This is a genomic window from Pseudomonas sp. EA_15y_Pfl1_P101 (assembly GCF_963970835.1).
Taxonomy (GTDB): domain Bacteria; phylum Pseudomonadota; class Gammaproteobacteria; order Pseudomonadales; family Pseudomonadaceae; genus Aquipseudomonas; species Aquipseudomonas tritici.
Genome location: NZ_CAXAPA010000008.1, coordinates 54,502 through 66,915, shown reverse-complemented (window position 1 = coordinate 66,915; position 12,414 = coordinate 54,502). Strand labels below are relative to the sequence as shown.

The following is a 12,414-nucleotide window of genomic DNA, read 5'->3' as shown; positions in this document are numbered from 1 at the left end:
TAATAGAGAAAACTGTCCGCTTAGGCCTTCGCCGCCACGACCATCTTCTTCGCGTGCGCCAAAGACTCCTTGGTCAAATCGATGCCACCGAGCATGCGCGCGACTTCTTCCACGCGCTCCGACTTATTCAGCTTGGACACGGCTGTGTGTGTTGCATCACTGCCGCGTACCTTATGCACAAACAAATGCTGATGCCCTTGGGCCGCGACTTGCGGCAAGTGAGTCACCGTTAGCACTTGGCCTCGGTCCCCCAGGCGCCGCAGCAACTGGCCAACAATTTCCGCCGTCGGTCCGCCAATACCCACATCGACTTCATCGAATACCAGGGTCGGCACCCGAGAGGTTTGCGCGGTAATTACCTGGATCGCCAGGCTGATCCTCGACAGCTCGCCACCAGATGCCACTTTTGCCAGTGCTTTGAGCGGCTGTCCAGGGTTGGCGCTAACCAGTAGTTCCACCTGTTCCAGGCCGTGGGGCTGCAGTTCGTTGCTGGCGTTGGTGCGCAATTCAATGGTGAAGCGTCCGCCCGGCATACCCAGGCGCTGGATTTCCAACTCCACTGCGCTGGCCAGGCCAGTGGCTGCTTGTTGACGCAGGTCGCTCAGTTCGCGCGCTTTCTCTTGGTAATGACGGGCGAAAGAAGCGAGCTCGTCACCCAGGCGCTCGATAGATTCATCGTTGGCGTTCAGGGTCTCGATTTCATCCAGTAGCTTCTGCTGCATCGTCACTACTTCGGTGGGCTGAATTCGATGTTTGCGCGCCAGGGTATAAATGGTGTCCAGGCGTTCTTCTATGTCCTGCAGGCGTGCCGGGTCGGCATCGAAGTGATCCAGGAAACGGTTCAGTTCGCCTACCGCTTCTTCTACTTGAATCTGTGCACTGGTGAGCAGGGTGGTGGCCTCACTTAGCGACCCGGAAGCGTTGTTCACGCTCGACAAGCGATTGAGGCTGGCAGTCAGTGCGTTGAGCACATTGCCGGAATCGCTCTCGCTACATTGCTCCACCACCTGTCGGCAGATACCCAGCAGGGTTTCTGCGTTGGTGAGGTTCTTATGTTCTTGCTCAAGCTGCTCTAGTTCGGTCTCGCCCAGGCCCAGGCTTTCCAGCTCTTCGAGTTGATAACTGAGCAGCTGATGGCGAGCACGTTGTTCATCGCCGGAATTGGAGAGCCGCTCCAGCTCTTGGCGAGTCTGGCGCCAGCGTTGAGCGGCAAGTTGCACCTGGCGGGCAAGGTCTGTCGCGCCAGCGTATTCGTCGAGCAGGCGGCGATGGGTGTCGGTTTTCAGCAGGGACTGGTGTTCGTGTTGGCTGTGGATATCTATCAGCAACTCGCCCAGAGCTTTAAGGTCGCCCAACGGGCAAGGTGTGCCGTTGATATAGCCACGTGAACGGCCTTCCGCCGTGATGACCCGACGCAGGATGCACGGACCTTCATTATTTAGGTCGCGCTCGGCTAGCCAGACTTCCGCCTCGGGTATGTCTGCCAGGTCGAAGGTGGCCAGGATGTCGGCCTTGTCCGCACCGGGGCGAACCACGCCGCTGTCGGCGCGATCACCCAGGGTCAGGCCCAGGGCGTCTAGCATGATCGACTTGCCGGCGCCGGTTTCGCCTGTGATTACGCTCATCCCGCGATCCAATTCAAGATCCAGGTGTTCAACGATGGCGTAGTTATGTACGGACAGGTGCACGAGCATGTTGGCCGCTCCCAGGCTTTAGATCTGGTTATTTATACAGTGTTTTCTTTGGCGCTGACAATCCTGACGCTTAGCTCGATTTGCTTGATTCAACGTCTTTTTAAGTGCTGCCAGGAATTAATGGGCAGGAATTGATGAAGGTCAGTCGAAAGACTTTTGGTAACGCCTTCGCCCTTGAACCTGGAAATTGTGGCCCCATATACCGGAACAGAAGCGCGAGTTGAGTTCGCGCATGATTTTGAAAGGAGAAAACTATGGCTGACGAACAGACGCAGGATACGCAAACTCCAGACGCTAATTCGGCTGTCGGCGATGAGCTGGCAACTCGTGTGCAAGTGCTCGAAGAGCAATTGGCTGCTGCGCAGGACCAGTCTTTGCGTGTTGCCGCCGATCTGCAGAACGTCCGCCGCCGTGCCGAGCAGGATGTAGAAAAGGCTCACAAATTCGCACTGGAGAAGTTCGCCAGTGACTTGCTGCCGATCATTGACAGCCTGGAGCGTGGCCTTGAGTTGTCCAACCCGGACGACGAAAACATCCGCCCAATGCGCGAAGGGATCGAGCTGACCTTGAAAATGTTCCAGGACACCCTGAAGCGTTATCAGTTGGAAGCCATCGATCCAATGGGCGGTGAACCGTTCAACGCTGAGCACCACCAAGCCATGGCCATGCAGGAAAGCCATGACCTGGAGCCTAATAGCGTGTTGAAAGTGTTCCAGAAGGGATATCAGCTCAACGGTCGCTTGCTGCGCCCGGCGATGGTTGTGGTGAGCAAGGCTCCTGCACCGGTTTCGCCTTCTATTGATGAGCAGGCTTGAAATACGCCGTAAGGCCCCCATCTATAAGTCAAGCGTTTAAGTGCTACCGCAGTTAGCCACAACTGCTGCGGCATCCAAATTCAAGTTTCGGGAGAGTAAATCATGGGCAAAATTATCGGTATCGACCTGGGGACCACCAACTCCTGTGTCTCCGTCATGGAAAACGGCAAAGCTAAAGTCATCGAAAACGCCGAAGGCGCGCGTACTACGCCGTCGATCATTGCTTATGCAAATGATGGCGAGATCCTGGTTGGCCAGTCGGCCAAGCGCCAGGCTGTGACCAACCCGCACAACACTCTGTACGCGGTGAAGCGTCTGATCGGTCGTAAGTTCGATGAAGAAGTCGTACAGAAAGACATCAAGATGGTGCCTTACAAAATCGCCAAGGCTGACAACGGTGACGCCTGGGTTGAAGTAAATGGCAACAAGATGTCTGCACCGCAGATCTCGGCTGAAGTCTTGAAAAAGATGAAAAAGACTGCCGAAGATTACCTCGGTGAGTCAGTGACTGAGGCGGTGATCACTGTTCCGGCCTACTTCAACGACAGCCAGCGTCAGGCGACCAAAGACGCCGGCCGCATCGCGGGCCTGGACGTAAAACGCATCATCAACGAACCCACCGCAGCGGCTCTCGCTTACGGTATGGACAAGGCCAAAGGCGATCACACCGTGATCGTTTATGACCTGGGTGGCGGTACTTTCGACGTTTCGGTCATCGAGATCGCTGAAGTTGACGGCGAGCACCAGTTCGAAGTGTTGGCCACCAACGGTGACACGTTCCTGGGCGGTGAAGACTTCGATATTCGTCTGATCGACTACCTTGTTGACGAATTCAAGAAAGAAAGCGGCATGAACCTCAAGGGTGACCCGCTGGCCATGCAGCGCCTGAAAGAAGCTGCTGAGAAGGCCAAGATCGAGCTGTCCTCGAGCATGTCGACCGACGTTAACCTGCCGTACATCACTGCAGATGCCACCGGTCCTAAGCACTTGAACGTGAAGATTTCTCGCGCCAAGTTGGAAGCTCTGGTTGAAGATCTGGTTCAGCGCACCATCGAACCTTGCCGCATCGCTTTGAAAGATGCCGGTATCGACGTTGGCGCCATCAACGACGTGATCCTGGTGGGCGGTCAGACCCGCATGCCACTGGTTCAGCAGAAAGTCACCGAGTTCTTCGGCAAGGAAGCGCGTAAAGACGTGAACCCTGACGAAGCAGTTGCCATGGGTGCTGCTATCCAGGGTGCGGTATTGGCCGGTGACGTGAAAGACGTACTGCTGCTCGACGTCAGCCCGCTGACCTTGGGTATCGAAACCATGGGCGGCGTGATGACTGCGCTGATCGAGAAAAACACCACGATTCCTACCAAGAAATCCCAGGTGTTCTCGACTGCCGATGACAACCAGGGTGCTGTGACCATTCACGTGCTGCAAGGTGAGCGTAAGCAAGCGGCTCAGAACAAGTCCCTGGGCAAGTTCGACCTGGCTGAGATTCCACCTGCACCCCGTGGCGTGCCACAGATCGAAGTGACCTTCGACATCGATGCCAACGGTATCCTGCACGTTGGCGCGAAAGACAAGGCGACCGGCAAAGAGCAGAAGATCACTATCAAGGCCAACTCCGGTCTGTCTGATGAAGAAATTCAACAGATGATTCGTGATGCTGAAGCCAACGCTGATGCGGATGCCAAGTTTGCTGAGTTGGCTGGCGCCCGCAACCAGGGTGATGCACTGGTTCACTCGACGCGCAAAATGGTCGCTGATGCTGGCGATAAAGTGAGCGCTGAAGAGAAGGCCGCGATCGAAGCTGCCGTAGTTGCCCTGGAAGCCGCCGTTAAAGGCGACGACAAGGCTGCTATCGAAGCCAAGATCGAGGAGCTGTCCAAAGTCTCCGCGCCGGTTGCACAGAAAATGTATGCCGAACAAGGTCAGCCAGCTGACGGTGCAGCGCAACAGGCAGAGCCTGAAGCCAAGCACGACGATGTTGTCGATGCCGAGTTCGAAGAAGTTAAAGAACAGAAGTAACTTGGTCGCCCGGTTGACCGCTTTTAAGCGGTGACTGGTAGGATGTCGCCGCGCGGGAGCTTGCTCCCGCGTTGGCGTGTCTGGGGTAAGCGAATTTTTACAGCATGCGACAGCGTTCGGGTGCTGGCGGTGTGATCGGGAATGCTCCTGCTTTCCGAGCAATAACTACCGTATTTTTGGCCGGGTCCTTGGCTAAAAGTAGTAATGACCAGGATCGTTGAATTGACGTGAGTTGGGTCCGGGCCTGTATTGGGGCTCAACGAGTTTGGCGGGGCTCAGGAGGGTCTGGCCGAACGTCCTTAAGAGTGCAAAGACTTATGGCAAAGCGTGACTATTACGAAGTGTTGGGTGTGGAGCGCGGCTCCAGCGAGGCGGACCTGAAGAAGGCCTACCGTCGCCTGGCGATGAAGCATCACCCGGACCGTAATCCGGATAGCAAAGAATCCGAAGAGATGTTCAAAGAGGCCAATGAGGCCTACGAATGCCTGTCTGATCCCAACAAGCGTGCGGCCTACGACCAGTATGGCCATGCCGGTGTCGACCCGAACATGGGGGGCGGCGGTGCCGGTTTTGGTGGTCAGAACTTCTCCGACATTTTCGGCGATGTATTCAGCGATTTCTTCGGCGGTGCCCGGGGTGGTCAGCGTGGCGGCGCCCAGCGTGGCAGCGATTTGCGCTACACCCTGGAATTGAACCTGGAAGAAGCCGTGCGCGGCACCAGCGTCAACATTCGCGTGCCGACGCTGGTCAACTGCAAGCCGTGCGATGGTTCGGGTGCCAAGAAGGGCTCCTCGCCGATCACCTGCCCGACGTGTGGTGGTATCGGCCAGGTTCGTATGCAGCAGGGCTTCTTTTCGGTGCAGCAGACCTGCCCGCGCTGTCATGGCCAGGGCAAGATCATTTCTGATCCGTGCGATTCCTGCCACGGCGAAGGACGTGTCGAAGAGTACAAGACGCTGTCGGTAAAAGTGCCGGCTGGCGTGGATACCGGTGACCGCATTCGCCTGTCGGGCGAAGGTGAGGCGGGTGCTCAAGGCGGACCTACGGGCGACCTGTACGTTGTAATCAATGTGCGCGAGCACTCGATTTTCCAGCGCGACGGCAAGCACCTGTTCTGTGAGGTGCCGATCAGCTTTGTCGACGCAGCCTTGGGTGGCGAGCTGGAAATCCCGACGCTGGACGGACGGGTCAAGCTCAAGATTCCTGAAGGCACGCAGACCGGCAAGCAGTTCCGTATTCGTGGCAAAGGCGTTGCGCCGGTGCGCGGTGGTGGAGCGGGCGACCTGATGTGCCGTGTGGCAGTTGAAACGCCGGTCAATCTGGGGCGTCGTCAGCGCGAATTGCTTGAAGAGTTCCGCAGTTCGCTGGAAGGCGATGACTCACACTCACCGAAAACCACGGGCTTTTTCGATGGCGTGAAGCGCTTCTTCGGCGACCTGTAAGGAATTGAATATGCGACGTATAGCCGTAATGGGCGCTGCCGGGCGCATGGGCAAGACGCTGGTCGAAGCGGTGCAGCAGCGCTCGCCGGCCTCCGGGCTGACCGCGGCGATTGTGCGTCCGGGTAGCACGTTGATCGGTGCGGATGCCGGTGAGTTGGCTTCTCTGGGGCGTATCGGTGTTTCGTTGTCCGGCCACTTGGAGCAGGTGGCTGATGAGTTTGACGTACTGATCGACTTTACGCTGCCGGACGTGATGCTGAAAAACCTGGCGTTCTGCCGCAGGGCGGGTAAGGCCATGGTGATTGGCACCACCGGTTTGACGGCTGAGCAGAAGCAGTTGTTGGTGGAGGCGGGGAAGGATATTCCGGTCGTCTTCGCGGCGAACTTCAGTGTCGGTGTGAATCTGTCGCTCAAATTGCTGGACCTGGCGGCGCGCGTGCTGGGTGATGAAGCGGATATCGAGATCATCGAGACCCATCATCGCCACAAGATCGACGCGCCGTCGGGTACTGCATTGCGCATGGGTGAAGCCATCGCCGATGCGCTGGGTCGCGATTTATCGAAAGTGGCGGTGTACGGGCGTGAAGGTCACACCGGTGCGCGTGCGCGTGACACCATCGGCTTTGCGACTGTGCGCGGTGGCGACGTGGTCGGTGATCACACTGTGTTGTTCGCCACTGAAGGCGAGCGCCTGGAAATCACGCACAAGGCGTCTAGTCGGATGACCTTTGCCAAAGGTGCGGTACGTGCTGCGCTGTGGTTGGAAGGGCGCGAGCCAGGCCTCTACGACATGCGCGATGTGCTGGATCTGCACTGATCAGTCGCTCAAACAGGGCTTCAAGCTTATGCTTGGGCCCCGTTTTTCCCGCTAAGCGACGTCCTGTCGCATTCCCCTGCCTTTTAGACTCATTAGCGGTGGACCAAAAAAGCCTTTTTCTGTAAGCTACAGCTTTAGTGTGTTCACTAAAAGCGCGCAGAATAATTCAGTGAATGAGCGGGGTGACGTGTCCATACGTCACTCCGCTTTTTTACACCTGCGATCGCCCTTTCAGGCTTTATTTACGGGAGGTCTTCTTGACTAAGCCAGCCATACTCGCCCTTGCTGATGGCAGCATTTTTCGCGGCGAAGCCATTGGAGCCGACGGTCAGACCGTTGGAGAGGTGGTGTTTAACACTGCCATGACCGGCTATCAGGAAATCCTTACCGATCCTTCCTACGCCCAACAGATCGTTACCCTGACCTATCCGCACGTCGGCAACACCGGTACTACACCGGAAGACGTCGAGTCTGATCGTGTCTGGTCGGCTGGTCTGGTGATTCGTGACCTGCCACTGGTTGCGAGCAACTGGCGTAACACGATGTCGCTGTCCGACTACCTCAAAGCCAACAACGTTGTGGCTATCGCGGGTATCGATACGCGCCGCCTGACACGCATCCTGCGTGAAAAAGGCTCGCAGAACGGCTGCATCATGGTCGGTGACAATATCTCCGAAGAGGCGGCGATTGCCGCAGCGCAAGGTTTCCCTGGCCTGAAAGGCATGGACCTGGCGAAAGTCGTCAGCGTTAAAGAGAAGTACGAGTGGCGCTCCACTGTCTGGGACTTGAAGACCGACAGTCACGCGACTATCGATGCCGCTGAGCTGCCGTACCACGTTGTCGCCTATGACTACGGCGTCAAATACAACATCCTGCGCATGTTGGTAGAGCGCGGTTGCCGCGTGACCGTGGTGCCGGCGCAAACTCCGGCCAGCGATGTATTGGCCTTGCAGCCAGACGGCGTGTTCTTGTCCAACGGCCCGGGTGACCCTGAGCCATGCGACTACGCTATCCAGGCCATCAAGGACGTGCTGGAGACCGAGACTCCGGTGTTCGGCATCTGCCTCGGCCACCAGCTGCTGGCACTGGCTTCCGGCGCCAAGACCCTGAAAATGGGCCACGGCCACCACGGTGCCAACCACCCAGTGCAGGACCTGGACACCGGTGTTGTGATGATCACCAGCCAGAACCACGGTTTTGCGGTGGATGAAGCGACCTTACCGGCTAATGTCCGCGCCATTCACAAGTCGCTGTTCGACGGTTCCCTGCAAGGCATCGAGCGCACTGACAAGAGCGCGTTCAGCTTCCAGGGCCACCCTGAAGCCAGCCCGGGCCCGAACGACGTAGCGCCGCTGTTCGACCGTTTCATCAATGAGATGGCCAAGCGACGCTAACTGAGCGGTCTGCGGGCGGCCCCTAACTCCGGCGGCCCCTGCAGGCTCTCTAAAGATTGTTCAAGACGGCTTGCCGACTGACCTGCGGATTTGAGTGACAAACCCATGCCAAAACGTACAGACATAAAAAGCATCCTGATTCTCGGCGCTGGCCCGATCGTGATCGGCCAGGCCTGCGAATTCGACTACTCCGGCGCCCAGGCCTGTAAAGCCCTGCGCGAGGAGGGCTACCGCGTCATCCTGGTGAACTCCAACCCAGCCACCATCATGACCGACCCGGACATGGCCGACGCCACCTATATCGAGCCGATCAAGTGGCAGACCGTTGCCAAGATCATCGAGAAAGAGCGTCCGGACGCGCTGCTGCCGACCATGGGCGGCCAGACTGCTCTGAACTGCGCACTGGACCTGGAGCGCGAAGGCGTCCTGGAAAAGTTCGGCGTAGAGATGATCGGCGCGAATGCCGACACCATCGACAAAGCAGAAGACCGTTCGCGCTTTGACAAGGCAATGAAATCCATCGGCCTGGACTGCCCGCGCTCGGGCATCGCCCACAGCATGGAAGAAGCCAACGCAGTGCTCGAGAAGCTGGGCTTCCCGTGCATCATCCGTCCGTCCTTCACCATGGGTGGCACCGGCGGCGGTATCGCTTACAACCGTGAAGAGTTCGAAGAAATCTGCGCCCGTGGCCTGGACCTGTCGCCGACCAAAGAGCTGCTGATCGACGAATCCCTGATCGGCTGGAAAGAGTATGAGATGGAGGTTGTCCGCGATAAGAAGGACAACTGCATCATCGTCTGCTCTATCGAAAACTTTGACCCAATGGGCGTGCACACCGGTGACTCGATCACTGTTGCGCCGGCACAGACCCTGACGGACAAGGAATACCAGATCATGCGTAACGCCTCCCTGGCGGTACTGCGCGAGATCGGCGTGGAAACCGGCGGCTCCAACGTCCAGTTCGGCATCTGCCCGGACACGGGTCGCATGGTCGTCATCGAGATGAACCCGCGGGTATCCCGTTCCTCGGCTCTGGCCTCGAAAGCCACCGGTTTCCCGATTGCGCGTATCGCTGCCAAGTTGGCGATCGGCTATACCCTTGACGAACTGCAGAACGAAATCACCGGCGGCGCTACTCCAGCGTCCTTCGAGCCGTCGATCGACTACGTCGTGACCAAGTTGCCACGCTTCGCCTTTGAGAAATTCCCGAAAGCCGACGCACGCCTGACCACTCAAATGAAGTCGGTGGGTGAGGTCATGGCTATCGGCCGGACTTTCCAGGAATCCCTGCAGAAAGCTTTGCGCGGTTTGGAAGTGGGCGTTTGCGGCCTGGACGAAAAGCTCGACCTGAGCAACCCGGAAAGCATGAGCATCCTCAAGCGCGAATTGACCGTGCCCGGCGCCGAGCGCATCTGGTACGTGGCTGACGCCTTCCGCGCCGGTCTGTCGGTCGAAGACATCTTCGGCATGAACATGATCGACCCGTGGTTCCTGGTGCAGATCGAAGACCTGATCAAGGAAGAAGAGAAGGTCAAGACCCTGGGGCTGGCCAGCATCGACCGCGACTTGATGTTCAAGCTCAAGCGCAAAGGCTTCTCCGACATGCGTCTGGCCAAGCTGCTGGGCGTGACCGAGAAAGCGCTGCGTCGTCACCGTCACAAGCTGGAGATCTTCCCGGTCTACAAGCGCGTTGACACCTGCGCGGCTGAGTTCGCCACCGACACCGCCTACATGTACTCGACTTACGAGGAAGAGTGCGAAGCCGCGCCTTCGGGCCGCGACAAGATCATGATCCTCGGCGGCGGTCCAAACCGTATCGGCCAGGGTATCGAGTTCGACTACTGCTGCGTACACGCGGCACTGGCCCTACGCGAAGACGGTTACGAGACCATCATGGTCAACTGCAACCCGGAAACTGTTTCCACCGACTACGACACTTCCGATCGCTTGTACTTCGAACCCGTGACCCTGGAAGACGTGCTGGAAATCTGCCGGGTTGAGAAGCCTAAGGGTGTAATCGTCCAGTACGGCGGCCAGACCCCGCTGAAACTGGCGCGTGCACTGGAAGAGGCCGGCGTGCCAATCATCGGCACCAGCCCGGACGCCATCGACCGTGCCGAAGACCGCGAGCGCTTCCAGCAAATGGTTGAGCGCCTGAACCTGCGTCAGCCGCCAAACGCCACCGTGCGCAGCGAAGATGAAGCCATTCGCGCAGCCAGCAAGATCGGCTACCCGTTGGTGGTGCGTCCGTCCTACGTGTTAGGCGGTCGTGCGATGGAAATTGTCTACGAAGAAGAAGAGCTCAAGCGCTACCTGCGTGATGCGGTGAAAGTGTCCAACGACAGCCCGGTGCTGCTCGACCACTTCCTCAACTGCGCCATCGAAATGGATGTGGACGCAGTCTGCGACGGCACCGACGTAGTGATCGGCGCGATCATGCAGCACATCGAACAGGCTGGCGTTCACTCCGGTGACTCCGCTTGCTCGCTGCCGCCGTACTCGCTGCCGGCGCACATCCAGGACGAGATGCGCGAACAGGTCAAGAAAATGGCCCTGGAACTGGGCGTGGTCGGTCTGATGAACGTACAGTTGGCGCTGCAAGGCGAAGACATCTACGTCATCGAAGTCAACCCGCGCGCGTCGCGTACTGTACCGTTTGTTTCCAAGTGCATCGGTGTGTCCCTGGCTATGATCGCTGCCCGCGTGATGGCCGGTAAGACCCTGAAGGAAATCGGCTTCACCAAGGAAATCATTCCGAACTTCTACAGCGTGAAAGAGGCGGTGTTCCCATTCGCCAAATTCCCTGGTGTGGACCCGATCCTGGGCCCAGAGATGAAGTCCACCGGTGAAGTGATGGGCGTGGGCGATACCTTCGGCGAGGCGTTTGCTAAAGCCCAAATGGGTGCCAGCGAAGTGCTGCCGACCGGCGGTACTGCGTTCATCAGCGTGCGCGATGACGATAAGCCGCTGGTTGCGGGCGTGGCCCGTGATTTGATCAACTTGGGCTTCGAGGTCGTGGCCACCGCCGGGACCGCCAAGCTGATCGAAGCCGCCGGCCTGAAAGTGCGTCGCGTGAATAAAGTGACGGAAGGCCGTCCGCACGTGGTCGACATGATCAAGAATGACGAAGTCACCCTGATCATCAACACCACCGAAGGTCGCCAGTCGATCGCGGACTCCTATTCCATTCGTCGTAACGCTTTGCAGCACAAGATCTACTGCACCACCACCATTGCTGCTGGCGAAGCCATCTGTGAAGCGCTCAAGTTCGGTCCGGAAAAGACCGTGCGTCGCTTGCAAGATCTACACGCAGGATTGAAGGCATGACCAAATACCCAATGACCGTCCAGGGCGCCAAGGCCCTGGAAGAGGAACACGCCCATCTGACCAAAGTCGTCCGCCCGAAGCTGAGCCAGGATATCGGCACCGCTCGCGAGCTGGGTGACTTGAAGGAAAATGCCGAATACCACGCTGCTCGCGAGCAGCAAGGTATGGTCGAGGCGCGGATCCGTGACATCGAAGGCCGTATGCAGAATGCGGTAATCATCGATGTGACGACCATTCCACATACCGGCAAGGTGATTTTCGGCACCACCGTGGAAATCGCCAACGTCGAGACAGATGAGCGCGTCGTCTACCACATCGTGGGCGAAGACGAAGCTGACTTCAAACTCGGCAAGATCTCCGTTGGTTCTCCGCTTGCCCGCGCCTTGATTGCCAAGGAAGAGGGTGATGTGGTGGCTGTGAAAACGCCAAGCGGCGTGATCGAGTACGAGATTGTTGAAGTTCGTCACATCTGAAAGACGGCGCCCGCTCTATGCGGGCGCCATGCTTTGGCAGCTCTCCCAGATGCTTTGGGTGGGAGGCCTGTGGTTGTTGCACATCGGTGTGTTGCCGGCGCTGGGCCTGGTTGGCCTGGCACCGTTGCTGATCGATGAAATCGATGGATTACTCAGTGCGTTGCTGGTGGGTTTCGCGGCGGCGTGCGTGACGCTCCAGGCGTTGGTGCTGGTCAAGGCCGAAGGCTTGGGGAGTTTATGGCGGGATATTCGCGGCCAACTGCTGTTGATGGCGCTGTATGCGTGCGCAATGTTTTGCGTGGTGCATGTGTGGCTGCCGGAAGCGTTGCGCTGGCAGCTGTTCAGCTATCTTGTGCTAGGGTTCTCTGGTCTGGTGCTGGTTATACAGCCGGCACCGGGATGGAGTGGCGGGGCGCGCGAAGCACGCCCGTAA

The 12,414-nt window shown here is 58.1% G+C and carries 9 protein-coding genes; 8 read left to right on the top strand and 1 reads right to left on the bottom strand.

Annotated elements, in window-relative coordinates:
• Positions 1-20 precede the first annotated feature (20 nt).
• Positions 21-1,694, bottom strand: coding sequence for a DNA repair protein RecN (recN, locus tag AACY36_RS14210; protein ID WP_339420278.1), 1,674 nt, complete (start codon positions 1,692-1,694; stop codon positions 21-23).
• Positions 1,695-1,948: 254 nt separating this feature from the next.
• On the opposite strand from recN, the gene grpE reads away from it, so the two are divergent.
• The 8 genes from grpE (at position 1,949) to AACY36_RS14170 (ending at position 12,414) form a co-directional block, all read left to right on the top strand.
• The gene (gene grpE, locus AACY36_RS14205; RefSeq protein ID WP_049711480.1) at positions 1,949-2,509 is read left to right on the top strand and encodes a nucleotide exchange factor GrpE; all 561 of its coding nucleotides are present in this window, start codon (positions 1,949-1,951) and stop codon (positions 2,507-2,509) included.
• A 102-nt stretch (positions 2,510-2,611) separates the two neighbouring features.
• Positions 2,612-4,528, top strand: coding sequence for a molecular chaperone DnaK (dnaK, locus tag AACY36_RS14200; protein WP_339420280.1), 1,917 nt, complete (start codon positions 2,612-2,614; stop codon positions 4,526-4,528).
• 317 nt (positions 4,529-4,845) lie between these two features.
• The gene (gene dnaJ / locus AACY36_RS14195; RefSeq protein ID WP_339420282.1) at positions 4,846-5,970 is read left to right on the top strand and encodes a molecular chaperone DnaJ; all 1,125 of its coding nucleotides are present in this window, start codon (positions 4,846-4,848) and stop codon (positions 5,968-5,970) included.
• Between the two features lie 10 nt (positions 5,971-5,980).
• On the top strand, positions 5,981-6,787 hold the full coding sequence (dapB, locus tag AACY36_RS14190; protein WP_339420284.1) for a 4-hydroxy-tetrahydrodipicolinate reductase: 807 nt from the start codon (positions 5,981-5,983) through the stop codon (positions 6,785-6,787).
• A gap of 257 nt (positions 6,788-7,044) precedes the next feature.
• Positions 7,045-8,181, top strand: coding sequence for a glutamine-hydrolyzing carbamoyl-phosphate synthase small subunit (gene carA, locus AACY36_RS14185; RefSeq protein ID WP_339420286.1), 1,137 nt, complete (start codon positions 7,045-7,047; stop codon positions 8,179-8,181).
• A gap of 105 nt (positions 8,182-8,286) precedes the next feature.
• Complete coding sequence (carB, locus tag AACY36_RS14180; RefSeq protein WP_045060049.1) at positions 8,287-11,508, top strand: carbamoyl-phosphate synthase large subunit; 3,222 nt, start codon at positions 8,287-8,289, stop codon at positions 11,506-11,508.
• Positions 11,505-11,981 (top strand): transcription elongation factor GreA, encoded by a 477-nt coding sequence (gene greA, locus AACY36_RS14175; protein ID WP_049711485.1) that lies wholly within the window; start codon positions 11,505-11,507, stop codon positions 11,979-11,981. The genes carB and greA overlap by 4 nt, the downstream gene beginning before the upstream one ends.
• A 28-nt stretch (positions 11,982-12,009) precedes the next feature.
• Positions 12,010-12,414 carry an MFS transporter gene (locus AACY36_RS14170; protein ID WP_339420289.1) on the top strand — a complete coding sequence of 135 codons (405 nt, stop codon included), beginning with the start codon at positions 12,010-12,012 and terminating at the stop codon, positions 12,412-12,414.

Bases quoted from the DNA above. Each gene is read 5' to 3' on its own strand.
- carB (WP_045060049.1), top strand. From the start codon at position 8,287: ATGCCAAAACGTACAGACATAAAAAGCATCCTGATTCTCGGCGCTGGC.
- dnaJ (WP_339420282.1), top strand. From the start codon at position 4,846: ATGGCAAAGCGTGACTATTACGAAGTGTTGGGTGTGGAGCGCGGCTCC.
- recN (WP_339420278.1), bottom strand. From the start codon at position 1,694: ATGCTCGTGCACCTGTCCGTACATAACTACGCCATCGTTGAACACCTG.
- greA (WP_049711485.1), top strand. From the start codon at position 11,505: ATGACCAAATACCCAATGACCGTCCAGGGCGCCAAGGCCCTGGAAGAG.
- dnaK (WP_339420280.1), top strand. From the start codon at position 2,612: ATGGGCAAAATTATCGGTATCGACCTGGGGACCACCAACTCCTGTGTC.
- grpE (WP_049711480.1), top strand. From the start codon at position 1,949: ATGGCTGACGAACAGACGCAGGATACGCAAACTCCAGACGCTAATTCG.
- dapB (WP_339420284.1), top strand. From the start codon at position 5,981: ATGCGACGTATAGCCGTAATGGGCGCTGCCGGGCGCATGGGCAAGACG.
- AACY36_RS14170 (WP_339420289.1), top strand. From the start codon at position 12,010: ATGCTTTGGCAGCTCTCCCAGATGCTTTGGGTGGGAGGCCTGTGGTTG.